This window comes from Paraburkholderia sp. A1RI_3L, from assembly GCF_048957895.1.
In the GTDB taxonomy this organism is placed as follows: Bacteria; Pseudomonadota; Gammaproteobacteria; order Burkholderiales; family Burkholderiaceae; genus Paraburkholderia; species Paraburkholderia kururiensis.
Window position 1 is genome coordinate 104262 of sequence record NZ_JARCHA010000005.1, and the last position, 26971, is coordinate 131232.

The window sequence follows — 26971 nt, forward strand, 5'->3', positions numbered from 1 at the left end:
GATGGCAAAAGACATCGAGTTCGCCGACGACACGCCGATGTTCGCGCAGAGCCAGCAGTTCCAGGACATCAAGAACGCGGCGCACGAACATCTGCTCACGCGCATCGAAGAGCTGGGCGCGGAGTTCGGCCGCTGGTCGCGCAATGCGATCGGCCAGTTCGTGGATCTGGAGATGGACAGCTTCGTGAGGCTGCGCCGCATTCCGATCAACGAGGCCGAGGTGCGCCAGATTGCCGAAGCGCTCACCAAGGAGCTGGCGGGCTTCGGGCCGATCGAAGACCTGCTCAACGACCCGGCCGTGGAAGACATTCTCGTGAACGGCTACAGCGACGTGTACGTGTCGCGCCACGGCATGCTCACGAAGATTCCGGTGCGCTTCGCCGACAACGCGCATCTCTTGCGCATCGTGCGGCGCATTCTCGCGCCCATCGGGCGGCGTCTGGACGAATCGAACCCGATGGTGGATGCGCGCCTGCCCGACGGCGGGCGCATCAACGTGGTGATCGAACCGCTTTCCATCGACGGCCCCGTCGTCTCCATCCGCAAGTTCCGCAAAGACCCGCTGCGCCCCGACGACCTGCTCGGCAACGGCACCTACAACGCCGAGATCGGCGCGTTGCTCGAAGCCGCGGTGGCCGCGCGCTGCAACGTGCTCGTGTCGGGCGGCACGAGTTCGGGCAAGACGTCGCTGCTCAACGCGCTCGCGTTCCACATTCCCGAGCCGGAGCGTGTGGTGACGATTGAAGACACGGCCGAGCTGTCGCTCAACCATCCGCACGTGGTGCGGCTGGAGAGCCGGCCCGGCGGCTTCGACGGCACGGGCGTGGTCTCGATTCGCGACCTGCTGCGCAACACGCTGCGCATGCGGCCGGACCGCATCATCGTGGGCGAGGTGCGCGGCGGCGAAGTGCTGGAGATGCTCCAGGCCATGAACACGGGCCACGACGGATCGATGGGCACCGTGCACGCTAGTTCGCCGCGCGAGTGCCTGTACCGCCTCGAAATGCTGGCGGGTTTCGCGGGCTTCCAGGGCACCGAGTCGAGCCTGCGCCGCCAGATCGCGAATGCCATCGACTTCATCGTGCAGATCGGGCGTCTCTCCAATGGACGCCGCCGCATTCTCTCCGTGACGGAGGTCACCGGGCTCGCGGACAACATCATCGCGACGCAGGAGCTTTATCGCTACGAGCCGCTCACGACACCCGAGGGCGAAGAGGTGGACCAATGGACGTCGCTCGGCATCCATCCGCATTCGCCGAAGCTCGCGCGCTTTCGCCAGACGCTGGGTGCGGGTGGTGGGTACGGTGGCAACTATGGTGGCCACTACGGCGGTGAGCCTGGCGGCTTCGGTAGCGACTTCGGCGGCGGGGCGGGTGGCGGCTTTGGCGGAGGGTTCGGCGGGGGGTTCGGCGGGGGACGCGGCGGAGGCTCGCGTGGCTAGCGCCGTCGCGCTATTGATCGCGGCCTTCGCGTTGCTCTGCGCGGCGGCGGCGCTGTTGCTCTGGCGCAGCGGCGCGCAGCGCAGCGACCGCGCGGCGGCCGCGCGTTTCGTGGAGAGCCGTGTGGCGTCGGCGGCGCAGGGGGTGCACGCCGCACAGGCTGGGCTCGCTGCACAGGCGGCTCCCTACTCGGCCCATGCCGCCCATGCAAGCCAGGCGGCCCGCCCGGCGCCGAGATCTACGGCGGCAGCCCAGACGCTCATGAGCGCAACCCCTGGCCGCGGCGCGCCGCTCGTCGCGCACGTCCAGTACTGGAAGGCGCGTGTCGTCACCATGATCGACAACACGTTGCGCCGCGCCGGCATCGGCAATGCGCGCATGCCGTTGCTCTGCGTGTCGCTCGGCACGCTGGCGCTCGCGATATGGGCGTTTGCGCGCGGCGGCGTGTGGGGCGTGCTGGCCACGCTCGCATTCGTTTCGGCCGGGCTCGGGTTCGTCGTGTCGCGGCGGGCGTACCGGCGGCGCGAAAAAATCGTGCGGCAGCTGCCGTCGTTTCTGGATGGCATCGTGCGGCTCATCGTGCTCGGCAACAGCGTGCCGGCCGCGTTCCAGGCTGCGCTGCAAACCACCGAGGCACCGCTGCGCGAGTGCCTCGACCACGTCTCGCGCCTCTTGCGCAGCGGCGTGGAGATAGACCGCGCGCTCTATCACGTGGCGGGTGTGTACGGCACGCGCGAACTGGAACTGGTGGGCGCCGTGCTGCGCCTCTCGGTCAAATACGGCGGACGCGCGGACGTCATGCTCGATCGCATGGCGACCTTCATGCGCGACCTCGAACAGGCGGGCCGCGAGCTTGCCGCGATGTCGGCGGAGACGCGGCTTTCGGCCTGCGTGCTGGCGTTGCTGCCGCTGGCCATCGGCGGCTTTCTCGTGCTCACGAACCCGAAGTACTTCGGCACGATGTGGTACGACGAGGCGGGGCGGCGGCTCGTGTTCGTCGCGTTCGGGCTGCAGGCCTTCGGCGCGTGGATGCTGTACCGGCTCACGCGCCTGCGGAGCGGCACATGAGGAGCGGCACATGAACGCCGGGTCGCTGTTCACCGCCGCGCTGGTGCTGGGCGCGCTTGGCTGCGCGCTGCTCGCGGCGCATGCGCTGGTGCGGCTCGCGGGCACGAGGCGCAGCGCGCGCACGCTCGCAATGGCGCTCGAGGCGCGGGCCGCGGCTGCGGCGATGGCGATGGCGTCTTCTTCCGTTGCTGCCCAGGCGGCGGCGCGTATGGGCGTAGCTGGCACGGTGGGCGTCGCGGCGAGTTCGGCTACAGGTGCCAGTCCGGGCGCAGCGGCGCGCGCAAGCGCCGCTGCAGCCGCGGGCGTGAACGGCATGGCGGGCATGACAGGTTCTGCCGCGCAGGCCGCAAGTCGAACGGCGGGCGGCGCCGGCAAACGCCCACAGCCGCGCGGCCTCGCCGCATGGGTGGACCGCATGGCCGACGCGGGCGTGCGCTGGCTCGATACGCCGTTCGGCCGCCAGGCCGTGGCCGACGAAGAGCGGCGTCTGCTCGAACAATGCGGCTTCGTGGACGCCCGCTCGCGCGGGCTTTTCCTGATGGCGCGCCTGGCGTCGGCGATTGCAGTTGCGACGTTCGCCGTCTGGTTCATGCACGGCGGCGTGGCCGCGTTCGACTGGATGGGCAGCGGCGTGATGCGACTCTTCGTGCCGGCGGCGGGACTCGTGCTCGGCTTCATGGTGCCGAAGGTCTACGTGCAGCGGCGTGCAGCCGGGCGCCGGCGCGCCGTGGTGGACGAGTTGCCCATGCTGGTCGATCTGTTGCGCCTGCTGCAGGGCGTGGGCCTTTCACTCGACCAGAGCCTCCAGGTGCTCGTCAACGAATTTCGCGGCGTGCTGCCGGTGCTCGCGGGCGAACTCGAAATCGCGCAGCGTCAGTTCACGGCGGGCCGCACGCGCGAGCAGTCGCTGCAGCGGCTCGCATCGAGCTACGACAACGAGGACCTGCGCGCCGTCGTGCGGCTTCTGATCCAGGTGGACCGGCACGGCGGCGCCGTGCAGGAACCGCTTCGGCAGTTCGGCGACCGCCTGCGCGAAGTGCGGCGCGCGATGCTGCGCGAGCGCATCGGCCGGCTCACCGTGAAGATGACCGCGGTGATGATCCTCACGCTGCTGCCCGCGCTGCTGATCGTCACCGCGGGGCCGGGTGTGCTCTCCGTCACGCACTCGCTGGCGTCAGTGCACCCGCACCGGTAGCACTGCGCACGAGGGCACGGGGATCGCACATGGAAATGAACGGGAAGGAACAAGGGGAACCGCGCCATGAAGGAAGCGTCATGAACCACGTCAGCGAGACGCTGCGCCGTACGCTCGCGCTGGCCGCCGTTGCATTGCTGGGCGCCTGCGCGTTCAAGGAGCAGGGCTACGGCGTGGGCGCGCAGGCCGAGCGTGAGGCGAAGCTGCAGCAGGCGAGCCAGGCCGCGTCCGATAAGCCCGATACGCCCGGCATGTACCTGGGCCTCATCGACCGGATGCAGGCGCAGGGGCTCTATTACGCGTCGCTCGCGCACATCGACGCCTACGAGAAGCAGTACGGCGCGTCGCCCGAGTCGATCCTGCTGCGCGCCGATGCGTTGCGCGCCACGGGTCAGCCGGCGGCAAGCGCAGACGCCTACCGGCAACTGCTCGCCACGCCGCTTGCGGCGCGCGGGCATCGCGGGCTGGGTTTGCTGGCGGGCGGGGCGGGCGACTTCACGCGTGCGGCCACGGAGCTTCAGGAGGCGGTGCGCCTTGCGCCCACGGATGCGTCCACGCTTTCCGATCTCGGCTATGCGCTGCTGCGCAGCGGCGACGTAACGGGCGCGCGCGTGCCGTTGATGAAGGCCGCGGAACTCGATCAGCACAATCCGAAGATCGTGAGCAACGTGGTGCTGTTTCTCGTCGCGGATGGACAGAACGCCGAAGCGCAGGCCGTGATGAAGCAGCAGAACATCGCGCCCGAGGTGCGCGCGGCGATCCGCAGCGACGCCGCGAAGGTCGCGCAGGCGAGCCGGCTGCGCCAGCGCGCCGCGGCACGTGCGCATCTGTCGGAGACGGGCAGTGCGGGCAGTGCAGGCCGTGTGGACACGGGCAGTATCGAACGACCGGCTGTTGGCGAGACCATGCCGATGGCGAGCATGCAGATGGGTCAGTCGGGCCAGTCGGGCCAGTCGGGCATCGACGTATCGCCGCGGCTCTTGCAGCGCTTCTCGCAATAGCGAAGGCATGCGGCGGGGAAAGAACGAAGGCAGGGAGGAAAACATGAAGACCACTGATCGGCGCGCGCATGGGGCGGCTGGTGTGCCGCGCGCCTGGGCGTCGGCGCTTTTTGCGTCTGCGTTCGCTTTTGCGTTCGCGCCGTGGCTCGTCGTCGGTACGGCTCACGCCCAGGAGAGCCCCCCTGTTGCCGAGGCGCAGGCGCCGGCCGCCATCAAGGCCAGCGAAATTGGCCACGCCGCCGCGGCCTGGCTTGCACTCCAGCGCAGCAACGCCGCGGCCGCGCCCGCGCAACCCACGCTCGGCGCCGAAGCGACGCTGGCTTACCAGCGCTATCTCGAATCGTTCAAGTCGAAGATACCGGAACGCTTCGACTCGTCGATGGGCCAGGGCGGCAACGGCGCAGGCGTGCTCGTGGGGTACGGCGGCACGCCGCCGTCGAACTGACATGCTCACTGGCTGCATTCGTCGTCGTGTCCCTTCCGGCGTCCGTCGTCGGGCCGCTCTGCGCGCGCCTCGCCGCGGGCCGCGGAAACAACGCGGCTCGGTCGCGATCCTCGGCCTTGCGTGGATGCTCGTGGCGGTAGCGGCGCTCGGCGCCATCGACGTGGGCAACGTCTACTTCGCCCGACGCACGTTGCAGCGCGTCGCGGACATGGCCGCCATCGCGGGCGCGCAGACGGTGTCGGGCGCAACGGGATGCGCGGGCGCCACGGCTTCGGCGCAAGCGAACGCCACCCAGGTGAATGGCCTGCCGTCCACGGGCACCGTCACGGTGACCTGCGGGCGCTGGGATCCGTCGTCGAACACGTTGCAGCCGTACTTCGGCACCACGGGCGCACCGCTCAACGCCGTGCAGGTGACGGTGGCGCGCCAGGTGCCGTACTTCTTCGTCGGGCCTGCGCGCGAGGTGCAGGCCACGGCCATCGCGCAATCCACCAACATCGGCACGTTCTCGCTCACCACCACGCTCGCGACGCTCCAGGGCGGCCTGCTGAACAGCTTGCTGGGCGCCTTGCTCGGCACGAGCCTCAATCTCGACGTTGCCTCGTACCAGGCGCTCGCCTCCGCGCAGATCAAGCTGGGCGATCTCGCAGCCGCCGTGGGCGCCGCTTCGGTGAGCGAGCTGCTCGCCACGCAGATCCAGGTGCGTGATCTCGCCCGCGCCATGGTGACTGCGCTCGCGGCCAGCAACGTGGCGAGCGCGAGTGCCACGAGCGCGCTCGGCTCGCTCGCTGCGTCGATTCCTTCGGGACCTTCGATCAACATCGGCAGCAGCGCGGGCGCGGGCAATCCGCTGCTGGCCGTGGGACTCGCGGATGCGCAGTCCGCCGCGTCGGCCACCGTCAATCCGCTCGACATGCTGCTCGTGGCCGCCGAGATCGCCAACGGCCAATCCACCATCAATCTGGGCGCGGCGCTCAATCTCGGGCCGCTCGCCAACGTCACGGCGCAGGCCCGCATCCTGGAGCCGCCCGTGATCGCGGTGGGCGAGGCGGGACAGGACGCCGCCGGCAACTGGCGCACCACGGCGCATTCGGCCCAGGTGCGGCTTTATCTTGACGTGAGCCTGCTCAACATCGATCTCGGGCTCGTCAATCTGACGGCACTGAACCTGCCCGTGTACCTCGAAACCGGCGGCACCGGTAACGCGCGGCTGGAAAGCACGCGCTGCACGGCGTCGCGGGCCACGAGCCAGAGCACGATCGGCGTGCAGCCCGGCGTGCTGGGCGTGTGCGTGGGCGGCAACGCCGCCGCGAACTTCACGAACTACAGCCAGCCGTCCAGCTGCACGCAGCCTGCCGCCGTGACGACGCTGACGGTAGGCATCCCGCCCGCGGCTCTGAGCGTGACCGTCAACGTCGGCGACCCGACCAACAAGACGGGGCTGCAGCTTCAGCTTGCCCCATCGACCACGGGTTACACCTCGCTCAACTTCAACGGCGTGGCCGGCGACAGCGACGACTACCAGTCCGTCAATTCGAACGCACTGGGCAGCGCGGCGGGCGGCCTGCTGACGCAGCTGGCCACGCAACTGCCGAATTCGATCTACGCAACGCTCAACGGCGTGAATGTCACGTCCGTGGTCGGCGTCGTGCTCGCGCCGCTGCTCGACCTGCTTGTCAAGGCGCTCGCGCCTGTTCTGGATTCGCTCGACGTGCTGCTCGTGCCGCTGCTGCAACTGCTCGGCGTGCAGCTCGGCGTCGCCACCGTGCACGACAGCGGTCTGTCGTGCGGCGAGGCTCAACTGGTTTATTGACACCCACCCATGAGAACCCCCACCAAAATCGAGGAACTCGACGTCTACGTCTGGGAAGGCAAGGCGGACATCGTCGACCGGGTTGCCCGCTGCATGGCCAGCTTCGACGTCGAAGTGATCCGCGCCGACGACATCGCCATCTCGCCGGAGCGCTCGGCGCTGCGTCCGTCGCTCGCCATCATCAGCGTGAGCGTGATCGACTCGGGCGCGCTCGTGCTGCGCGACTGGCAGGCGGCGCACGGCATGCCCGTGGTGTGGGTCGGCCAGGCGCCGCGCGACCACGATCCCGCCATGTACCCGGCCGAGTATTCGCACATCCTGCCGCTCGATTTCACCTGCGCCGAACTGCGCGGCATGATCTCGAAGCTCGCGCTGCAACTGCGCGCGCATTCGGCGCAAACGGCGGCATCGGACGCGCTCGTGGCCAGCTCCGAATGCATGCAGGCGCTGCTGCACGAAGTGGACACCTTCGCGGATTGCGAAACGAGCGTGCTCGTGCACGGCGAAACCGGCGTGGGCAAGGAGCGCATCGCGCAGTTGTTGCACGAGAAGCACACGCGCTACGGCAAGGGGCCGTTCATCGCCGTGAACTGCGGGGCCATTCCCGACGGTCTCTTCGAGTCGCTGTTCTTCGGCCACGCAAAAGGCTCGTTCACGGGCGCGGTGGTGGCACACAAGGGCTATTTCGAACAGGCCGACGGCGGCACGCTTTTTCTCGACGAGATCGGCGACCTGCCGCTCTACCAGCAGGTGAAGCTGCTGCGCGTGCTCGAGGATGGCGCGGTGACGCGCATCGGCTCTCCGGCGGCGGTCAAGGTGGACTTCCGGCTGGTCGCGGCGACCAACAAGAACCTGCCGCAACTCGTGAAAGACGGCACCTTCCGCGCCGATCTTTACTACCGGCTCGCCGTGATCGAACTCAAGGTGCCCTCGCTGGAGGAGCGCGGCGCGGTGGACAAGATCGCGCTCTTCAAGGCGTTCATCGCGACGGTGGTGGGCGCCGAGCGGCTCGCGGCGCTGCCCGACCTGCCTTACTGGCTCGCGGACGCCATCGCGGACATGTACTTCCCCGGCAACGTGCGGGAGCTGCGCAACCTGGCCGAACGGATCGGCGTGACGGTGCGCCAGGTCGGCTCATGGGACGCGGCGCGCTTGCAGCGGCTGCTCGCGCTCGTGCGTAGCACCCAGCCCGTGCCCGCCGAAAGCGTCGCCGAGGTGCTGGTGGACCGCAGCAAGTGGGACATGGCCGAACGCAACCGGGTGCTCGCGGCCCTTGACGCGAACGGCTGGCGCCGCCAGGACACGGCGCAGCACCTCGGCATCAGCCGCAAGGTGTTGTGGGAAAAGATGCGGAAGTACCAAATTTTCGAGGAGGAGCCCGAAAGCCGGGAAACTGAGTAATAATGACCCCCGAATTGTTAAAACTAAAACTGTTCGAGCAGGGGTTACATGGACCAGAAGTCAAAACTTCGACAGATCGCGCTCGTCGCGATGTTGACAATCGGGGGAGTGCAAGCCGGCTGCGCGCAAACCGCACCGGCTGAGAGCGGGGCAACGGGGAGTGCGGGGACGGCGGGGGCAGTAGAGTCCCAGCCGGCGGTACCGGCGCCCTTGCCGGCGGTCGCGCCGGCCGCTGCGTCTTCCACTGCGGCTGCCAGCGCAAACGATTCCGCGACGGACGGCGGCAATGTGGCGGAACTGCAACGCATGATCCACGGCCCTGACCTGGCCGAACTGCGCACCACCTACAACGGCAGCTACGGCGCGAGCCTCTTGTTCTACGCCAAAGAGATGACGTACTACGTCGCGCTGTTCCAGCAGAAGACGTTCTGGCGCGTCATCAAGACCACCGACGAAACCCGTGCCGAAGCCATCTACCGCGATTTCGCGCGGCAGACGGTACAGCTGTCGGACGTCGAGATTCGCCGCACGCGGCTCGAAGCGCAGAAGGCGTTCACCGAGCGCCTGATTGCCTTGCAGCAGGTGCGCGCAAACCGCCTCGAGGCCGACCTTTCGGTGGCGCGCCAGCAGCAGGCTGCTGTGGCGACCCAGCAGAAGGAAACCCGCCAGCAGGCGAGTGCGCTGCAGAACCAGAAGGCTGCGGCGCAGGACCAGCTGCGTGCGACCCAGCACCAGGTGCGCGAGCTCCAGCGTCAGCTGGAAAGCGGCTTGCCGACGCACTGATTCGCGGCGTTTGCGACGAGCATGACGGCTGCGGCGGTGCGCCGCAGCCAGACTCCGTATATATGCCGGCTTCCGGCGCGCCGTTCGGTGCGCCTTTGTGCCTGCTTCAGGCGCGTGTGGGCGAGCGTGCTCGCGGTGTCGTTGCGCGATTCGCGCCGTGCCGCTTGCCTACGTCTTGCTCTTCCCCTTGTCCTCCGGTTCCGTGGGATCGACCGCAATCGGGTCGCTGGCAGGGAAGGTTTCTTCGAGCGCCTCGTCGAGCCGCTCGTCCGCCGGCTCGACGGGATGTGCCGCATCGGGTTGCGGCCTGCCAGGCTGCGGCGTGGAGGGAGCGGGCTTCGTCATGGCGTTCTCCGGGGCATCGGCTGATCCTGAGAAGGATAGTTCAACCGTGCGCGGGTGCGAGGCGCTCCGCCAGGCTCGTCACGCTAAAGCCCGGCATCTATCGACGCAGCCTCGGCGCGCCCTGCATTGAACCGTCCGATGAAAGCCAAACGCAAATGTCACGCTGCACGTTTATCGTGGGCAGCGAGCGGCACTTGCGATCTCTTATCGCAATTTGTCCGGACGCAAAAGTGGCCGCCAGTTCTTACGTTAAGGTTACGACTGTACTAGCCTTGTAGAGGCTGCCACAGGTCGCCACATTTCTACAATTTCCCGCTACGACATTCGTCTTCGGAGTGTCGCGGATGCGGCACGCATCGTGCTCTTTCTCCGCACACAAACAAGGTGCACGTACATGGAAACAGCCCGAAGGGAAAGGATGCGGCGCATCCACGCCTCGCATCTGGTCGAGGCCGAGCTGGAACATCTGGAATGGGCCACGCGCCAGCCTATGCGCCGGCCGCTGAGCGCCGGCTACTGGCGCCGCCGGGTGCTGGCCGTCAAGACCGACTTCGAACTCACGCAGCAACAGGACAGACGGCTCGAAATGCTGCTCGCGCGGCTCGACAACGTGCCCGCTTAGCGCCGCGGGCGCCGCGCCGTGCCCGGCGCGCGTCGGGTCGTGGCGTACAAGACAATCCGCGCCGCCGGCCGCATTGGGCCCGCTGTAGAACCATCATCGTTTGGAGAGCGCAGGGCGTCGCGCCCATGTGCGCAAAGGGCGCCGCATTCGGGCGCCCTTGGGCGATGTACGTCGTGCCGCGCAACACGACACGACAGCTCACAACGAAGCGTCGGGTGCTCAGCCGGTCTTGATTACTCGTGGCCGCCGGAGTGGCCGCCACCGTCCCCGTGGCCGCCGTTGCCCGTATCGCCATGACCGCCGTTGCCGGCGTTGCCGTAGAGCCGCCGGCGGCGCGTCACGACCACCGGTCCTTCGGACGACGACGTGCGCTCGCCGCCGGGCGAGGGCGTGCCGCCCGTGCCTTGCGCGTCGCGTGGTTCGCGCGATTCACGCGGGCCATGCATGCCGTGCGGGCCACGGGTGCTGCCATGCTCGCCGTGCGACGGGCGGCCCGTGCGCGGCCCGGGGCGCGTGCCCGTATCGAGCTGGATGGTGGAAATGGCGCGCTTGTAAATGCCTTGCAGGCCGACGGGCGTGCGCAGCATCACCAGGTACTGATCGAACGACTCGATGCAACCCGTCAGGCGAATGCCGTTGACGAGGTAAATCTCCACGCGCTTGCGTTCCTTGCGCGCGGCGTTCATGAAGTCGTTTTGCGGATGCGATTCTGCGGAAGGCATGGATGTTCGAGGCGGGCGGCGCAACGCCGCAGTAATGGGAAAACGATTGCTCGCCGCGATTCTACCCTGTGTAGGGCGAGCGCGCGCTGACTGGACAAAACACGCCCACTATAGACGCTTGCGCCGGCCTGCGCACTACGAGAGCGTCATGTTACGTCTCGTTACGAACCGAACGCCTCTGGACCGCCTGCCGACCGGCGCGAGTGGCGTGTCTTGTCGCTTGCGCTTGCCTGTGTCCGCGGCATCGGTTTAGGTCGTGCCCGCGATGCGCGTCCGCGCATGCCATCCGGCCGTGCGCCGCCGGAAGAAAAACGGCTTGCCTGGAATAAATGTGTTTGCCCGCGCGTTCAGGTGACAGGTAGCGCATCTGCGGCTGCCTCCCTTGCCCACCGCCATCGTGGCGTGCGGCTTTGCCGCCGCCTGCCGCGAGACGTCTTTCGGAGACGACACATGAAATCGCCACGCCTTTTCTCTCTTTTCGTGATGCTCTGCGCGCTCGCGCTGTCCTCGCTTGCCACGGCGTGCTCGACCGGCAGCGACATGAACTCCAGCAGCAGCGGCCAGTCGAGCGGCAGCAGCGGCGGTTATTGACGAGCCGCGATGTGCTTCGCCGTCCGCCGCAGGATTTCGAATCTGAAGTCGTCAGCTGGTTGCCGCAGGTGCGCCGCTACGCACGTGCCCTGACAGGGGACTCGGCATGGGCCGACGACCTCGTGCAGGACACCGCCGAGCGTGCGCTTTCGCGCTGGTCCGCGTTTCGTCCGCATAGCAATCTGCGCGCGTGGCTGTTCACGATTCTGCGCAACCTCTATGTGGATCAGCTGCGCGGCCGCCGCGAGTTCGCCGTCGATGACGAAAGCGCGCCCTGGCGCAACCTGGAGGCGCCGCGCAGCGAGGTGGATGGACTCGTGCTGCGCGATGTGGAGCGCGCGCTGTACTGCCTGACCGTCGAGCAGCGCGAGGTGTTGCTGCTCGTCGGCGTGGAGGAACTCAGCTATAGCGAGGCGGCCGCCGTGCTCGGCGTGCCGGCCGGCACGGTGATGTCGCGGCTCTCTCGCGCACGCGAGCATCTGCGCATGCTGCTCGCCGCCGGGCCCGCGGCGCGGCCCTGTACGTTGACCGTAGTGAGCAATTCGCGATGAACAACGACGACCACAGCCAGGGCCGGGGCCACACCAATCACGCCGATCCGCCCGCCGACGCGCTCGATGCCCGCACCTTGCAGGCGTTGTCCGCGTTCGTCGATGCGGAACTGCCAGAGCGCGCGCGCACGGAGATCGAGACGCGACTGGCCGCCGATCCCGCCGCCGCGAGCCGCATAGCCGCCTACCGCGCGCAGAGAAACGCGTTGCGCGCGCTGTGTGCGGCGCAGTCGGGTGAAGCGGCATACGAATCGGGCAGTGAAACGGCCTATGTCGTGTTGCGCGCACGCGCGCCGTGGTGGCAGCGCGCGGGGCTGGCCGCGTGCTGGCTCGTCGCGGGCGCGGGACTTGCCATGACGCTCGCCGCGCTCGTTCCGCCGCTCTTCGAACACCACGACGGCTACGGCAAGCCCGCCGCGTTCGCGCAGCGCGCCGACGTGGCCTACGCAGTCTATTCGCCGGAGCGCCGTCACCCCGTGGAAGTGGGGGCGGACGATCAGGCACAGCTCGTCGCCTGGCTTTCGAAGCGGCTCGACCGGCCGCTCTCCGTCCCGTCGCTCGGCGATTACGGCTACACGCTCGTGGGTGGCCGTCTGCTGCCGGGTGACACCGGCCCGGCTGCGCAGTTCATGTACGAGAACGCCGCCGGCACGCGTCTCACGCTTTACGTCACGGGCGCCGCGAACCAGGCGGCCGCGCTGCGCACGTTGCGCGAAGGCGAGCGGCGCACCATCTACTGGATTACCGACCGCACCGGCTATGCGCTCTCCGGCCAGCTTCCCGAAGGCCGCCTGCATGCCATCGCCGTGGACGTCTGCACCGCGCTCGGCGGCAAGCCCGAACAGTGGTGAGCCGCGAAACATCGCGTAATAGGGCCCGCAACGGCCGCGCTGCGCTGCCGGAATAGCGTGGCCCCGGCGAGGCGTTTACAACGTGCAGACCCCGCCTCACGGCGCACGACCGTTCCGACGCGAAGGTGCCTTCGCGACGTTGCTTCAGGCAGGCAGCGCAGCCGAAGCCACGCCGAAGCCCAGCTCGCCAACCGTGCGCCGACGACAGGCGCGGGCCGTTGCAAGACTCAACCGTCGACGGCTTTGCATGGCCTGCGCATGCAGACGCGTGCCCGTTGGCGGTCCTGTTTGCAGGACGAACGTCATGCCGAATACCTTTGCTCGTACTCTGGGATTCACTCTCGCCGCGACGCTGTACGGCTGCGCCGTGCCGCCGCCGAGCGAGACCCTGCCACCCGTGGCAGCCGTGCCGCTGAACGACACGCTGTGCCGCACCATCACGACGACAGCCGAGATAGACGGCCAGCCGCAAACCGTGCGCGGCACCGCCTGCCGCCAGCCGGACGGCACGTGGCGCACGGACGCCAGTCCGCAAGCCACGGTCGTCTATCCGGGCCCCTATGCGGACTACGCCGACTACTATGATGACGGGTGGTACGGCGCCGCGCCTGTTACGGTGGTGGGCGGCGGATTCGTATTCTTCGACGGCTTTCATCACCACCATCACGGGTTCCATGGCGGCGGTTTTCACGACCACGGTTTTCACGACCATGGCGGCTTTCATGGCGGTGGATTCCACAGTGGCGGCATGCACGCCTGGGCCGGCGGCGGCATGCATGGCGGCATGGGCGGCGGGAGGCGTTGAAATACGCCGAGGCGTGCCGACGGGGGCACCGATGAGGGCGCCGATGCGGGCGCCGCCGATGCGCCCCGCACTCAGGACCCCATACCCAGTCTGCCCGAGCGTGAATGACGAAACCAGACGAAACGAGACGAAACCCGACGAGACCCAACCGCTGCCGCGCAACATGACGCCCACCTTGCCACCCCATGTTTCCGCCGCGCGCTTTGCGCAGGCCCTTGCCGCGTTCGGCGCCATCGTCGGTGCGAACCAGGTGTCGACCACGGCCGCCGAACTCGCGCGCTACGCCGACCCGTTCGCGCCGGGCGACGGCGAGCGCGCGTTCACCGCGTCGGCCGTGCTCACGCCGGCGTCCGTCGATGAAGTGCGCGCCGTTCTGCGCGTCGCCAACGAATATGGCGTGCCGCTGTGGACCGTCTCGACGGGCCGCAACTACGGCTACGGCGGCGCGGCGCCGCGTCTGGCCGGCTCCGTGGTGCTCGATCTGCAGCGGATGAACCGTATTCTCGAAGTCAACGAGCCGCTCGGCTATGCGCTCGTGGAGCCGGGCGTCAGCTACTTCGACCTGTACCAGCATCTGCGCACGCACGGCTACCGGCTCTGGACCGACCCGCCCGCCGCGGGTTGGGGCAGCGTGATGGGCAACACGCTCGAACGCGGCTTCGGCTACACGCCTTACGGCGATCACGCGGCCACGCAGTGCGGCATGGAAGTGGTGCTCGCGAACGGCGACGTGGTGCGCACCGGCATGGGCGGCATCGATACCGGCACGGCCTGGCAGCTCTATCGATACGGCTACGGTCCGCAGTTCGATCCGCTCTTCATGCAGTCGAACTACGGCATCGTGACGAAGCTCGGCGTGTGGCTGATGCCGGCGCCGCCCGCGTACTGGATCGTCGAAGTGCAGTTTCCGCGCGAGGACGATCTCGCGCCGCTCATCGAGACGCTGCGGCCGTTGCAACTCGCGGGCACGATCGGCCAGCATGCGGTGATAGAAGGCGCGATTCGCCGCGCCGCGGGCCTCTCGCCGCGCGAGCACTGGTACGACGGGCCCGGCGCCATGCCCGAGAGCGTCGTGGCGTCGATGACGAAGCAACTCGGCGTGGGCCGCTGGAACCTGCATTTCGGGCTCTACGGCGAAGCGGAAGTGATGGCCGCGCAGTACCGCATCGTCGAGCGCGCGTTCGCGTCCGTGCGCGACGCGCGGTTCATCGTGACGAAGTACAGCGGCGACGAACAGCCCACGGCGGGCGGCGCCCGCAACCGCGCGGGCATTCCTGCGATGAGCGCCTTTCGCATGCTCGACTGGCGCGGCGGCACGGGTGCGCACGTGGATTTTTCGCCGCTCTGTCCCGCCACGGGCGGCGACGCCATGCGCCAGTACACGCTCGTCAAGACGCGCGCCGCCGAGTACGGCTTCGACTACTACGGCGGCTTCACCGCGGGCGGGCGGCACCTGCATCACATTTTTTCGGCGATCTTCCCGTCCGGCGATGCGCTCCTCACGCAACAGGCAAGCGACCTCATGCGCGCGTTGATGAGCGACGCGCGCGCCGCGGGCTACGGCGTGTATCGCTCGCATCTCGCGTGGATGGACTTCGCCGCCGCGCAGTACGGCTTCAACGACGGGGCGCTGCTGCGCCTTGCCGAAACGATCAAGGACGCACTCGATCCGCAAGGCGTGCTTTCGCCGGGCAAGCAGGGCGTGTGGCCGCGCGCGTGGCGCAGCGCACGCGGCTATACATGAACGTGCAGAGAGCAGGCAAACGCAGGGACAAAAGAAGGGGCGACGTGGACAGACGCAGGTTCGTGATGACAGGAGGAGGGCTTGCTGCCGGCCTGTGCCTGCCGCCGTGGACGGTGCGGGCGGCGGGCAAGGCCCGCGCCATGGTCCTGTTCGACGAGGCGCTGGTGGCGAAACACGGGTTCGCGCGCTATGTGCGCGACGCGGGGTCGACGGGTTACGCCGCGCTGGACCGGCTGTCTTGCGTGCCGGTCGGCGAGGACATCGCCGAGGCGTGGTACGGCGTGTTGTTGCCCGACTTGCTGCCCGACTTGATGCGCGCGCAGAGCCTGCCGCGCGAGCCGTGGACGTTGGTCGGCTTCACGCGGCCTGCGGATTTCTTCGTGCTCTCGCGGCTCGCGCACATGCAGCGCAGCTTCAGATGGCACGTGCACAGCGAGACCCTGGGCGGCGTACGACGCGACGATCTGCGCAGCGGGCTCGATGAACACGTGTGGTTCACGATCGTGGCTTCATAAGCGTTATTAAGCGTTATTACGCGTGCAGCAAGCCGCGTGGCCGTGGTGTCTTCCGTCACGACACGTCGGTACTACCTTCACTCAAAACCGGTACTCCGGATTTTTCGGGTCGAACGTGAGGTCGTCGAAGGTCTTCGGCGAAATGTGTTCGAACACGATGCGCTCGAAAATCCTGCCGTCGTTGTCGTAGGACTCGATGGTGCGAAACCACGGATGCCGCAGGTCGAGCCCGAGCACTTCCTTCTTCGCGTAGAACGCGGGCCGGCCCGTCGGCGTCTCCCACGTGAACGCGACCACGCGCACGCCGTTCATCGTCTTCACTTCGATCTGGCTCGGGTGCGTGATGCCCGCCTCGGCGAACTTCCTGCCTTCTGTGAGGTACTGATGAACGATGAACGCCGTGCCCAGATCAGTCACGCGATGGTTCGACTGCGCACGCGCGAGCACGCCATCGAGCGAGGCCCATAGCGGCATCACGTTGAGCAGGCCGCCCAGGTGGCCGTACATTTCGTCGCGGCGCTTCGACGCGTCGTAGATAATTTCCTGGCCTGCGTGCGCACCGTCAGGCAGCCACTTCGCGTAGATGCGCAGCGGCTCGTGCGCCTCGTGCACGAGGCGCACGAGCATGTGATCGGGTTTGCCCGGCCAGATGCCGCGCACGCGTTCGCTGCGCCACATCGTGAATTCGCAGGAGGGGTAGCCGCCCGAACCGGTGGCGAGATAGCGCGGCAGCGTGAGCGGATCGAGCGATTCGAACAGCGAGACGAGCTGGCCGTCGTCGAGCTTTTCGAGCAGACCGCTCTTCGCGGCATGCGCGAGCCAGGCGACCTGCGCGTCGGGCGCGAGCTTGCCGGCCTCGCCGGGCGGCACGTTGGCGATACGGGGCGAGGTGGGGGAGGTGGTGGAGGTGGTGGAGGTGGGAGGCAGTGCCGTTGCGGCCACTTCGGCGGGGGCGTTCGCCGGGGCATCGGCGGAAGCGTTCGCGCTGCCTGCGTCTGCTTCTGCGTTTGAGTCCGCGTCGCTTGCGGTTTGAGCAGCGACTGCATGCGCGCCGGACGACTCGGCAGCCAGGGCTGCGGGCACCGGCGCCAACGCGGCGGGCACTGCCATGGTCACCGCCAACGCCACCGCGGTAGCGAACGCGGCGACACGCGCGCCGATATGCCGGGTCAGTGCAGCAACGCCACTGCGCGACGAACCCCTGGCTGCTTCAGCGGCAACCCCGTCAACTCCGGCAGCGGCCGCAACATCACCACGCCCCCACAACCCCTGCAAGACAAACGCAAGCAAGGCGTGGCCACGCCCTGCCGCCGGTGGATGCTTCATCGTTCACTCTCCATGTTGGGCGAAAGGAGCCGCCACAGGCTCCTCGGCGCCGGCAAATGGAAGAGTAAACGGTTCAGCCGCGCGTTTGCTTCCGCAATTCCTCGTCGCGCAATTCGCGGCGCAGGATCTTGCCCACGTTGGTCTGCGGCAGCGACTCGCGGAACTCCACTTCCTTCGGCACCTTGTAGCCGGTCAGGTGCTTGCGGCTGAACTGGATTACCGCCTCGGCCGTGAGCGACGGGTCGCGCCGCACCACGAACACCTTCACGTGTTCGCCGTGCGCGGGGTCGGGCACGCCGATCGCCGCCACTTCGCGCACGTCGGGATGCATCGCGATCACGTCCTCCACTTCGTTCGGATACACGTTGAAGCCGGAGACGAGGATCATGTCCTTCTTGCGGTCGATGAGCCGGATGAAGCCGCGCGCGTCCATCACGCCGATGTCGCCCGTTGCGAGCCAGCCGTCTTCGTCGAACACCTTCGCGGTTTCGTCGGGGCGGTTCCAGTAGCCCTTCATGACCTGCGGACCCTTCACGCACAACTCGCCCGGCTCGCCGATGTTGGCCCAGTTGCCGTCGTCCTTCCTGAAACGCACCTGGGTGGAGGGCGCCGGCACGCCGATCGAGCCTTCGAAGTCGTGCAGGTTCGACAGATCCACGGGGTTCATCGCGACGATGGGCGAGCATTCCGTGAGCCCGTAGCCTTCGATGATCGGCTTGCCCGTCACGGCCTTGAAGCGCTCGGCCACGGCCTTCTGCGTGGCCATGCCGCCCGCCATGGCGAGCTTGAGCCCGGAGAAGTCGCGCTTGCGGAATTCCTCGTTGTCGAGGAACGCGTTGTAGAGCGTATTGACTGCCGTGATGCCCGTGAACTTCTCGTGGCGGATGATCTTCATCACGCGCGCTGTGTCGCGTGGATTCGCAATCAGGATATTGCGGCCGCCGAGGCCCATGAAGATGAGTGCGTTCACCGTGAGCGAGTAGATGTGATAGAGCGGCAGCGGCGTGAGCACCGTTTCCACTTCGCCCGTGAGCTGACCCGCGGACCACGCCTTCGCCTGCAGCAGATTGGCGATGATGTTGCGATGCGTGAGCATCGCGCCCTTCGCCACGCCCGTGGTGCCGCCCGTGTATTGCAGGAACGCGATGTCGTCGTGGCCTGCCTGCACGGGCGTGTGCGGGCGGCTGTAGCCGAGCGCGAGCGCATCGAGCAGCCGCACCGCGCCGGGCAGCCGGTACTCGGGCACCATCTTTTTCACGCGCTTTAACACGAAGTTGATGAGCCGGCCCTTCAGGTTGAGCCCGTCCGCGAGCAGGTCGCCCAGCGCCGTCACGATCACGTTGCGCACCTGCGTGCCGGGCAGGGCGTCCTGCACGGTCTTCGCGAAATTCTCGAACACGATGATGGTCTGCGCGCCGCTGTCCTTCAGTTGATGCGCAAGCTCGCGCACCGTGTAGAGCGGATTCACGTTGACGACGATGCCGCCTGCCTTGAGCACGCCGAAGAGCGACACGGGGTACTGAAACGTGTTGGGCAGCATGATGGCCACGCGGTCGCCGGGCTTCACGCCGATGGACTGCAGATACGCCGCGAGCGCCGTCGCCTTGCGCGCAAGTTCGCCGTAGGTCATGTCCTCGCCCACGCTCACGTAGGCCACGCGCTCGCGAAACTGCGCGATGCATTCGTCGAAGAACTGGACGATGGACGCGTACTGGTTGACGTCGATCTCGTGCGGCACGTCGGACGGATACGAGGCATACCAGATGCCGTCGGTGTTGGGCGCGGGCCTTATCGAGCCGGCGCCCGCAGCGGGCACGGTGGGCGCTGTCGGCACGGTAGGTGCCGTTGGGATAGGTTGGTTCATCGCTTCGTCTCCTGACTATTCTTGTAGGGAAATCGTGTGCACGCGTGCTTGCCTGAACGGCGAGCTTAGCGCTCCAGTATCGCGACCACGCCCTGGCCTCCCGCCGCGCAGATCGAGATCAGGCCGCGTGCCGTGCCTTCGGGTTTGCCGAGCTGGGTGAGCATCTTGGCGAGGCTCGCCACGAGCCGGCCGCCCGTGGCCGCGAACGGATGCCCCGTCGCGAGCGACCCGCCGTTCACGTTGAGCTTCGCCGCATCGATGGGGCCGAGCGGCGCGTCCAGTTGCAACTGCGTGAGGCAGTACTCCTCGTCCTGCCAGGCGGCGAGCGTGCAGAGCACCTGCGCCGCGAAGGCCTCGTGGATCTCGTAGAGGTCGAAGTCCTGCAGCATGAGGCCGACGCGTGCGAGCATGCGCGGCACGGCGTAGGCGGGCGCCATCAGCAGGCCTTCCTTCTTCTCGAAGAAATCCACCGCGGCGGTCTCGTAGGCCGTCAGATAAGCGAGTACCGGCAACCCGCGCGCCGCGGCCCAGGCCTCGCTTGCGAGCAGCACGGCCGAGGCGCCATCGGTGAGCGGCGTCGAGTTGCCGGCCGTCATCGTGCCGGCGTCGCGGTCGAACGCGGGCGTAAGCGAGGCGAGCTTTTCGGCGCTCAGGTCGGGACGCAGATTGTTGTCGCGCGTGAGGCCGCGGTAGGGCGTCATGAGGTCGTTGAAGAAGCCGCGCTCGTAAGCGGCGGCGAGCTTGCGATGGCTGTCCAGCGCGAGCGCGTCTTGCGCCTCGCGCGCGATGTTCCAGCGCTTGGCCATCAGTTCGCAATGCTCGCCCATCGAAAGCCCCGTGCGCGGCTCGACGTTGCGCGGCAGCTGCGGCTTCACGAGCATGCCGGGCCGCAGCTTCGCGAGCGCACCCACGCGCGCGGCGGTGCTTCGGCCGCGATTCGCTTCGAGCAGGATCTTGCGCATCTTCTCGTTCACGCCGATAGGCGCATCCGAGGTCGTATCCACGCCGCCCGCGATACCGGCCTCGATCTGCCCGAGCGCGATCTTGCCGGCCACCAGCAGCGCGGCTTCGAGGCCCGTGCCGCAGGCCTGCTGCACGTCGTAGGCGGGCGTTTCCTTCGCGAGCGTGGTGGAGAGCACGGACTCGCGCGTGAGGTTGAAGTCGCGCGAATGCTTGATGACCGCGCCCGCGGCCACCTCGCCCAGGCGCTCGCCATGCAGGTTGAAGCGATCGACAAGCCCTTGCAGCGCGAACGTGAGCATGTCCTGATTCGACGCGGTAGCGTAGGCGGTGTTCGAACGGGCAAACGGAATGCGATTGCCGCCGACAATTGCGACACGGCGCACGGCGGGAAGCGGCAGAGTCATGCGGGGCTCCTGGTCGTGGTTTTACAGCCAATCGTTGTACGGGCTTTGCGGCGGCGCGCGGCATTCATCGCAGCACCCATTGGAACCGGCCGCGCAGATGCGGCTTCTCGCCTGCGGCGTCGCGCACCTCGAACTCGCGTTCCACGAGCGAAGTGGCCGCGCTCCAGAGCGATGCTTCGCCCGGCAGCGCGAGCGGCAGCTTGAATTCGGCGCTGGCACTCGCGCTGGCGAGCGGCTTCGGCGGCTGCAGCGCGGCGCACGCGCGCCCGAGCGTCCACATGCCGTGCGCGATGGCACGCGGGAAACCGAATACTTTCGCGGAGAGCGCGGTGAGGTGGATCGGGTTGTAGTCGCCTGAGACGCTCGCATAGTCGCGGCCCAATTGACGCGGCAATTGCCAGCGCGCCAGCCGCGCGAGCGCGTCGCGCTCGAACGCCATGCTGTCGAGCGGGTCGCCCGTTGCGGCGATGCCGCGCTTCAGGTACACGCTCTCGCCGTCCCAGACCGCTTCGCCGCGCCGGTACACGCGCGAATTGAGCACGAATGCCTGGCCTTTTTCGTGGCGCAGCAGCGCGCCGAACTCGGCCTCCACGCGCAGCACGTCGCCTTCGGCAAGCGGTTTGCGCAGATGCACGTGATTGGCGAGATGCACGATGCCGGGCGCGGACCACGGAAACGCCGGGTCGGTGAGCAACATGAGATGCAGCGGGAATGCGAGCACGTGAATGAACGTGAGCGGCACGCCGTGCTCGGGAATGAAGCCGCACACGCGCGCGTAGCGCTCCATCGCGAGCGGGTCGAGCGTGACGGCAGGGCGTACCAGCCGCAGCGCCGGCAACACGTTCACGCGATGGCGTCGCATGAGCCCCGCGAGTGCGCGCGCGTAGAGCACCGCAGGAGCGGGGACGCGTTCAACGACGACGGTCTTCGGACGCCGCGTTGCGGAGGGCTCGCCATGTTGCGATCCGTTTCCGCCTGCGTGTCCTGGTCCCTTGCCGAATGGCTGCCCGCTGTTCACGGCTACGCTCCAATCAGGCTCTGACCGCATACGCGCACCACCTGGCCCGTCACGCCCGCGCTGCCTGGATGCGCGAGCCATGCGATGGTCTGCGCCACGTCCACGGGCTGGCCGCCCTGGCTCATCGCGTTCATGCGCCGGCCGGCTTCGCGAATCGCGAGCGGCATCTTCGCGGTCATCTGCGTTTCGATGAAGCCGGGCGCCACCGCGTTGATCGTGATGCCGCGCGCACGCAGCGGCGCGGCCATGCTCTCCACGCGCCCGATCACGCCGGCCTTCGAGGCCGCGTAGTTGGTCTGGCCCACGTTGCCCGCAATGCCGCCAATCGACGACACGCACACGATGCGTCCGCCGTCGCGCAGCGTGCCGGCGTCGAGCAGCGCGTCGTCGATGCGCTCCTGCGCGCTCAGGTTGATGTCGATCACACTGCGCCATGCCTCGACGCTCATCTTCGCCACGGTCTTGTCTTTGGTGATGCCCGCGTTGTGCACGACGATGTCGATGCCGTTTTCGTCGAGCGCCGCGGCGATGTCGGCGGGCGCCTCGGGCGCGGTGATGTCGAAGGCGAGGGCGGTGCCGGCGATCTGGCGCATCGTCGAGTCGAGCGCGTCGCGGGCCGCGGGAATGTCGATGCCCATCACGTGCGCGCCCTGGGCGGCGAGTTCGTGCGCGATCGCCGCGCCGATGCCGCGCGCGGCGCCCGTCACCATCGCGCGGCGGCCGGCAAGCGGGCGCTGCCAGTCGAATGTGTCGGGCAGGTCCGGCATAACGGGTGCATGTTCGATGCGCACGACCTGGCCCGACACATAAGCCGAACGCGGCGAGAGCAGAAAGCGCAGTGTCGATTCGATGCCGTGCGCGGCGTCCGGCGCCACGTAGACGAGATTCGCGGTGATGCCGCGCCGCGCTTCCTTGCCGAGCGAGCGCACGAAGCCTTCGAGCGCGCGCTGCGCGGTCCACTGCCGCGCGCTCGCGCAGTGCTGCGGCGTGCGGCCCAGCACGACGAGACGCCCGCAGCGCGCCACCGAGCGCAGCGCGTCGTGAAAGAACGTGTAGAGCGGTTCGAGATGCCGGCTGTCGTCGATGCCCGATGCGTCGAAGATCAGCGCGCTCACGCGCGCGGGCGAGCCCGCGTCCACGGGCTCGAAGCGGCCCGTCATGAGACCGTGCCGTGCCGCGAGCGGCATCCACAGCGCAGCGCTCTCGTGCGCCACGCTCGTCATGCCGAGCCGCGCGATCATGCCGGCGAGCGCGTCGAGCCATTGCGGCTCGCGGCCCGCGCCGATCGCGACGAGCCCGTCGAACTCGGGCTGGTCCGCGCGATAGCGGCGCAGCACTTCCGGCTTCGGCAGCCCGAGCGAGCGCACGAGCTTGCCGCCGAGCGGCGAGTTCACGAAGTTCAGGTAAGCGTCGTTCATCTTCGTGGTGGTCCTCGTAAGGGGCGCGCGTTGCGTTGGATTCTCGTTGGATGTCGTGGTGGCGGTGACGCTAGCGGGCGTTCGTAGTCTCGTGTCTTCACGCGCGTGCCTGCGCGCTTGTCCTCGTGCCCGTCCGCGTGTTGTGCCCGCTCATGCGGCCAGATCCATCGCCTTTTCCAGTGCCTCGCGGCGTTTTTGCAGGCCCGTGAGCATATCGAAGTCCGGTGCGAAATCGTCCACCTTGACGGCCTCGGCCGCGTAGCGCGCGTAGTCGTCGAGCGTCTGCCGTTCGTCTGCATCGATCAAGCCTTGCTGCTGGGCGCTCGTGGTCCAGGCGGCGAGCGCGGCCATGCTTTGCGGCATCGGCGCGAGCCTGCCCGCGTGCACGGCGTCGCGCAGCCTGCGCTCGATGTCGGCCACGCGCGGGCTCAGCGCAAAGACCAGTTCGCCGTAGCCGATCGCGTCCACCTCGACAGGCGGCACGTACGAATCCGCGACGAGGCGCTCGCGTGCGGCGCCGGGCGTCTGCATCAGCTCGGCAATCTGCGTGCCGAGTGCATCGGACGGCGCGCGATGCGGCAGGCCGAACGGGAACGCCAGCGCGCGCACGAGCCACGCGACGGCGCGGTTCGGGTAATTCGCGAGCACGCCGTCAATGGCCTGCTGCGCCGTGAAGAGCGCATCTTCCACGCCCCAGCGCACGAGCGGCAGGTCGTCCTGCTGGCGGCCTTCGTCCTCGTAGCGCTTGAGCGTCGCCGAGATCAGGTAGAGCTGGGCGAGCACGTCGCCGAGTCGCCCCGAGATGCGCTCGCGCCGCTTGAGGTCGCCACCCAGTACGAACATCGAAACGTCCGCGAGCAGCGCGAACACGACGGATAAGCGTGTGGCCGCGCGATAAAACGGCGCGAGCGTGGCGTCGGCGCGCTGTGGCGCGCGAATGAAGCGGCCGCCTGTCAGTCCGTAGACGAGGCTGCGCACGGCGTTCGAGAGCGTGAAGTTGAGGTGCCCGAAGAACGCCGCATCGAACTCGCGCAGCGCGCGTGGATAGTCCGCTTCGCTATGGCTCTCGCGCGTTGCAGTCATTTCCTTGAGCACGTAGGGATGGCAGCGTATCGCCCCCTGGCCGAAGATGATGAGGCAGCGCGTGAGGATATTCGCGCCTTCCACGGTGATCGCGATGGGCACCTGCTGATAGGCGCGCGCGAGGAAGTTCGACGGTCCCATGCAGATGCCTTTGCCGGCGACGACGTCCATGCCGTCGTTGATCACTTTGCGGGCGCGCTCGGTGATGTGATATTTCGCGATCGCCGAGATCACCGACGGCTTCTCGCCCAGATCCACGGCTTGCGCGGAGAGCCGGCGCGCCGCGTCCATCACGTAGAGATGACCACCCATGCGGCCGAGCGCTTCCTGCACGCCCTCGAAGCGGCCAATCGCCGTGCGGAACTGGCGGCGCACGGCGGCGTAGGCGCCGGTGCCGCGCACCGCGAGCTTCGCCATGCCGACGTTCGATGAAGGCAGCGAGATGGCGCGTCCCGCGGCGAGGCACTCCATCAGCATGCGCCAGCCGTTGCCCACCTGAGCACGGCCGCCGATCACCCAGTCGAGCGGAATGAAGACGTCCTTGCCCCAGTTCGGGCCGTTCTGGAACACGGCGTTGAGCGGCCAGTGGCGCCGGCCGATCTGCACGCCGGGATGCGTCGTGGGAATCAGCGCGCAGGTGATGCCGGGCTCGTCGTCGGGGCCGAGCAGATGGTCGGGGTCGAGCGCGCGAAATGCGAGACCCAGCACGGTGGCGATCGGGCCGAGCGTGATGTAGCGCTTTTCCCAGGTCACGCGAAAGCCGAGCGTCTCGCGGCCCTCGAACAGCCCCTTGCAGACAATGCCGACATCGGGAATGGCAGCCGCGTCGGACCCGGCATAGGGGCTCGTGAGCGCGAAGCACGGAATTTCTTCACCGCGTGCGAGACGCGGCAAGTAGTGATTCTTCTGCTCTTCGGTGCCGTAGTGCATGAGCAGTTCGGCGGGGCCGAGCGAATTGGGCACCATCACCGAAACAGCCGCCGCCGAACAGCGCGTGGCGAGCTTCATGATGACCTGCGAATGCGCGTACGCGGAGAATTCCTTACCGCCGTAGCGCTTCGGAATGATCATGCCGAGAAAGCCCTGCTCCTTGATGTAACGCCACGCTTGCGGCGAGAGGTCTTGCCAGACAGCCGTGGTGTCCCAGTCGTTCGCGAGATGGCACAGTTCCTCGCATTCGTGGTCGAGGAATGCCTGCTCCTCGGCGGTGAGCGTGGCGGGGCCGTGTGCAAGCAGGGCGTCCCAATGCGGGCGTCCGGCGAAGAGTTTGGCATCCCACCACACGGTGCCGGCTTCGATGGCATCGCGCTCGGTGGGCGACATCTCCGGCAGGATGCGGCGGAACGTATCGAGCACGGACCTTGTGAGCCATGTGCGGCGCAGCGGCTTGAGCGCGAGCACCAGCGCGGGCAGCACGACGACAACAGCGAGCAGCACTGTGCCCAACGTGCCCGCAACACCCGCAAGGTGCGCGGCGGCAACCCACACGATCGATGCGGCGAGCCACCACCCCGCATGGGCCTCGACGTAAAGCAGCGCGGCCGCGCCGATGACGAACGCAACGATGAACCACGACATGGCGTTTTCCTCCCTGATTAGCCTGTCTGCGACCTGTTCACGTCGATGCCGGCGGGCGAGTGCAAGCCCGTGACTGGCGTGAAGCAGTTTTGTTGTTGTCGGTGTGGGCCGCTCAGCCGGTCTTATAGCCGTCTTGTTAGCGGACCGTGTTTGTCGATTGTGTTTGTCGATTGTGTTTCTGCGGCCATGTTTCCGGTGTGCGAGGCGTGGCCACACCCGCGCCTCGCACACCGACGCCCGCTTGTCCTCCCACTCAGGTGCCTTTCCAGGTGATGCCGCGGGTGCCTCGCGGGTGCGGTGCAGGTGCAAAGCAGGCGCCTGCTAAGCGCCCGCTAAGCGCCTGCTTTGCCCGCGATCACATCGCGCCGCTTGCGGCCCGATGCAGTGTCGATCCCGAGGCCACGCCGCCGCCCGGACGCTCCGCTTCACGCGCCGCCGAACCCGGCGGCGCCGCGGACGAGGTGGCCGATGCGTCGCCGGACGGCGCAGGTGGCGTGCTGCCTTCCGCCTTCAGCGCGGGCGCCGACGCCGACGCCGACGCCGACGTCGTGGCTGCGGCTGCCGTGCTGCACGCCATCGCCTCCACACCATCGCCCGCGTCGCCCAGCACGGCCGCGAACATCGCGAGCTGTGCCGAGTCGGGCAGCGGGGCTTTCAGCGCGGACACCATCAGCGAGGCGAGCCGCGCGATCAGTTGCAGGTCGTTCATCGACTTGCCCTGCGAGAACTCGGAGATGAGGCGGTCCGTATCCGCGCCCGCGAGCACGCCGGAGAGCGCGCCGATGGCGAAGTGCAGGCGCCAGCCCAGTTCCTCGCGCGGCAGGTGGGGCAGCGCACGCTGAAACGCGGCGAAGAACCGCTCGGCAACCGACGCGTAATGCGCATTCAGAAAGTCGCGAATGAACGACGACGGGTCCGTATAGGCACGGCCCAGGAGCCGCAGGAACGCGCGTCCGCCCACGAGCGGATCGCGCGAAAGACGCAGCGCGGGAATGAACATCGCGCCCAGCACGTGCTCGCAGGTGAGCCGCTCGCCGAGCAGCGCGTCGAAGCGGTCGAGCAGTTGAAGCCGTGCTTCGTTGAGACGGTCGAGCCGGCGCGAGAGCATTGCGTGGATCAGCGCTTCCTTGCTGCCGAAGTGATAGTTGACCGCGGCCAGATTGACCTCGGCGCGCGACGTGATCTGCCGCAGCGACATCGCTTCGTAGCCGAACTCGACGAACAGGGTCTCGGCGGCATCGAGGATGCGGGTTTTCGTGTCGCCGGTGGCCCGGCTCGTGTTGCGGACTGCCATGTTGCGCCTCCATTGCCGGTGGCCCGGCACGCAAACAAGCGATTCAAATTTTTAATTGAAACAGGCGTTTTACCGAGAATACGAGACAGCTTGGTCGAGCGTGAAGAGGTGAGCGTGGACGGACTCCTCTAA

General features: G+C 67.8%; 24 protein-coding genes. 15 read left to right on the forward strand and 9 right to left on the reverse strand.

The window, feature by feature from the left end; all coding sequences use genetic code 11:
- Position 1 precedes the first annotated feature (1 nt).
- The 8 genes from PXJ20_RS15785 to PXJ20_RS15820 all read left to right on the forward strand — a co-directional run bounded on the left by PXJ20_RS15785 (position 2) and on the right by PXJ20_RS15820 (position 9145).
- Complete coding sequence (locus PXJ20_RS15785; RefSeq protein ID WP_421029432.1) at positions 2 to 1441, forward strand: CpaF family protein; 1440 nt, start codon at positions 2 to 4, stop codon at positions 1439 to 1441.
- Complete coding sequence (locus PXJ20_RS15790) at positions 1374 to 2507, forward strand: type II secretion system F family protein (RefSeq protein WP_421029431.1); 1134 nt, start codon at positions 1374 to 1376, stop codon at positions 2505 to 2507. The genes PXJ20_RS15785 and PXJ20_RS15790 overlap by 68 nt, the downstream gene beginning before the upstream one ends.
- A gap of 10 nt (positions 2508 to 2517) precedes the next feature.
- A complete protein-coding gene (locus PXJ20_RS15795; RefSeq protein ID WP_421029430.1) occupies positions 2518 to 3702 on the forward strand; it encodes a type II secretion system F family protein in 1185 nt (394 codons plus the stop codon).
- An 80-nt stretch (positions 3703 to 3782) separates the two neighbouring features.
- On the forward strand, positions 3783 to 4703 hold the full coding sequence (locus PXJ20_RS15800) for a tetratricopeptide repeat protein (protein ID WP_421029429.1): 921 nt from the start codon (positions 3783 to 3785) through the stop codon (positions 4701 to 4703).
- Between the two features lie 43 nt (positions 4704 to 4746).
- Positions 4747 to 5148 carry a DUF3613 domain-containing protein gene (locus PXJ20_RS15805; RefSeq protein ID WP_421029428.1) on the forward strand — a complete coding sequence of 134 codons (402 nt, stop codon included), beginning with the start codon at positions 4747 to 4749 and terminating at the stop codon, positions 5146 to 5148.
- Position 5149: 1 nt separating this feature from the next.
- Positions 5150 to 6961: a TadG family pilus assembly protein gene (locus PXJ20_RS15810; RefSeq protein WP_421029427.1), complete on the forward strand. Its 1812-nt coding sequence runs from the start codon at positions 5150 to 5152 to the stop codon at positions 6959 to 6961.
- Between the two features lie 9 nt (positions 6962 to 6970).
- A complete protein-coding gene (locus PXJ20_RS15815; protein WP_199539889.1) occupies positions 6971 to 8362 on the forward strand; it encodes a sigma 54-interacting transcriptional regulator in 1392 nt (463 codons plus the stop codon).
- A 48-nt stretch (positions 8363 to 8410) separates the two neighbouring features.
- Positions 8411 to 9145: a DUF2968 domain-containing protein gene (locus PXJ20_RS15820; protein ID WP_421029426.1), complete on the forward strand. Its 735-nt coding sequence runs from the start codon at positions 8411 to 8413 to the stop codon at positions 9143 to 9145.
- Positions 9146 to 9313: 168 nt separating this feature from the next.
- On the opposite strand, the gene PXJ20_RS15825 is transcribed toward PXJ20_RS15820, so the two are convergent.
- Positions 9314 to 9490 carry a hypothetical protein gene (locus PXJ20_RS15825; RefSeq protein ID WP_413212004.1) on the reverse strand — a complete coding sequence of 59 codons (177 nt, stop codon included), beginning with the start codon at positions 9488 to 9490 and terminating at the stop codon, positions 9314 to 9316.
- Positions 9491 to 9884: 394 nt separating this feature from the next.
- Between PXJ20_RS15825 and PXJ20_RS15830 the strand changes: the two genes are divergently transcribed.
- Positions 9885 to 10112: a hypothetical protein gene (locus tag PXJ20_RS15830; protein WP_168724534.1), complete on the forward strand. Its 228-nt coding sequence runs from the start codon at positions 9885 to 9887 to the stop codon at positions 10110 to 10112.
- A 233-nt stretch (positions 10113 to 10345) separates the two neighbouring features.
- On the opposite strand, the gene hfq is transcribed toward PXJ20_RS15830, so the two are convergent.
- The gene (hfq, locus tag PXJ20_RS15835; protein ID WP_421029425.1) at positions 10346 to 10834 is read right to left on the reverse strand and encodes an RNA chaperone Hfq; all 489 of its coding nucleotides are present in this window, start codon (positions 10832 to 10834) and stop codon (positions 10346 to 10348) included.
- Positions 10835 to 11284: 450 nt separating this feature from the next.
- Between hfq and PXJ20_RS15840 the strand changes: the two genes are divergently transcribed.
- The 6 genes from PXJ20_RS15840 to PXJ20_RS15865 all read left to right on the forward strand — a co-directional run bounded on the left by PXJ20_RS15840 (position 11285) and on the right by PXJ20_RS15865 (position 15891).
- On the forward strand, positions 11285 to 11425 hold the full coding sequence (locus tag PXJ20_RS15840) for a hypothetical protein (protein WP_413212002.1): 141 nt from the start codon (positions 11285 to 11287) through the stop codon (positions 11423 to 11425).
- Positions 11426 to 11436: 11 nt separating this feature from the next.
- Positions 11437 to 11976, forward strand: coding sequence for an RNA polymerase sigma factor (locus tag PXJ20_RS15845; RefSeq protein WP_017776579.1), 540 nt, complete (start codon positions 11437 to 11439; stop codon positions 11974 to 11976).
- Positions 11973 to 12827: an anti-sigma factor family protein gene (locus PXJ20_RS15850; RefSeq protein ID WP_421029424.1), complete on the forward strand. Its 855-nt coding sequence runs from the start codon at positions 11973 to 11975 to the stop codon at positions 12825 to 12827. The genes PXJ20_RS15845 and PXJ20_RS15850 overlap by 4 nt, the downstream gene beginning before the upstream one ends.
- Positions 12828 to 13131: 304 nt before the next feature.
- The gene (locus tag PXJ20_RS15855; RefSeq protein WP_421029423.1) at positions 13132 to 13632 is read left to right on the forward strand and encodes a hypothetical protein; all 501 of its coding nucleotides are present in this window, start codon (positions 13132 to 13134) and stop codon (positions 13630 to 13632) included.
- A gap of 163 nt (positions 13633 to 13795) precedes the next feature.
- Positions 13796 to 15376, forward strand: a complete 1581-nt coding sequence (locus PXJ20_RS15860) for an FAD-binding oxidoreductase (protein ID WP_421029422.1) — start codon at positions 13796 to 13798, stop codon at positions 15374 to 15376.
- Between the two features lie 44 nt (positions 15377 to 15420).
- On the forward strand, positions 15421 to 15891 hold the full coding sequence (locus tag PXJ20_RS15865; protein WP_421029421.1) for a hypothetical protein: 471 nt from the start codon (positions 15421 to 15423) through the stop codon (positions 15889 to 15891).
- Positions 15892 to 15972: 81 nt separating this feature from the next.
- Here PXJ20_RS15865 and PXJ20_RS15870 read toward each other — a convergent pair whose 3' ends face one another.
- The 7 genes from PXJ20_RS15870 to PXJ20_RS15900 all read right to left on the reverse strand — a co-directional run bounded on the left by PXJ20_RS15870 (position 15973) and on the right by PXJ20_RS15900 (position 26839).
- Positions 15973 to 17001, reverse strand: a complete 1029-nt coding sequence (locus tag PXJ20_RS15870) for a DUF1571 domain-containing protein (protein WP_421029420.1) — start codon at positions 16999 to 17001, stop codon at positions 15973 to 15975.
- 289 nt (positions 17002 to 17290) lie between these two features.
- The gene (locus PXJ20_RS15875) at positions 17291 to 19081 is read right to left on the reverse strand and encodes an AMP-binding protein (RefSeq protein ID WP_421029419.1); all 1791 of its coding nucleotides are present in this window, start codon (positions 19079 to 19081) and stop codon (positions 17291 to 17293) included.
- A 65-nt stretch (positions 19082 to 19146) separates the two neighbouring features.
- Positions 19147 to 20448 (reverse strand): acetyl-CoA C-acetyltransferase, encoded by a 1302-nt coding sequence (locus PXJ20_RS15880; protein ID WP_421029418.1) that lies wholly within the window; start codon positions 20446 to 20448, stop codon positions 19147 to 19149.
- Positions 20449 to 20512: 64 nt separating this feature from the next.
- The gene (locus PXJ20_RS15885; protein WP_421029417.1) at positions 20513 to 21496 is read right to left on the reverse strand and encodes a MaoC family dehydratase; all 984 of its coding nucleotides are present in this window, start codon (positions 21494 to 21496) and stop codon (positions 20513 to 20515) included.
- Positions 21469 to 22884, reverse strand: a complete 1416-nt coding sequence (locus PXJ20_RS15890) for a 3-oxoacyl-ACP reductase (RefSeq protein WP_421029416.1) — start codon at positions 22882 to 22884, stop codon at positions 21469 to 21471. The genes PXJ20_RS15885 and PXJ20_RS15890 overlap by 28 nt, the downstream gene beginning before the upstream one ends.
- A 150-nt stretch (positions 22885 to 23034) precedes the next feature.
- A complete protein-coding gene (locus PXJ20_RS15895; protein WP_421029415.1) occupies positions 23035 to 25545 on the reverse strand; it encodes an acyl-CoA dehydrogenase in 2511 nt (836 codons plus the stop codon).
- A 355-nt stretch (positions 25546 to 25900) separates the two neighbouring features.
- A complete protein-coding gene (locus PXJ20_RS15900) occupies positions 25901 to 26839 on the reverse strand; it encodes a TetR/AcrR family transcriptional regulator (protein WP_421029414.1) in 939 nt (312 codons plus the stop codon).
- Positions 26840 to 26971 lie beyond the last annotated feature (132 nt).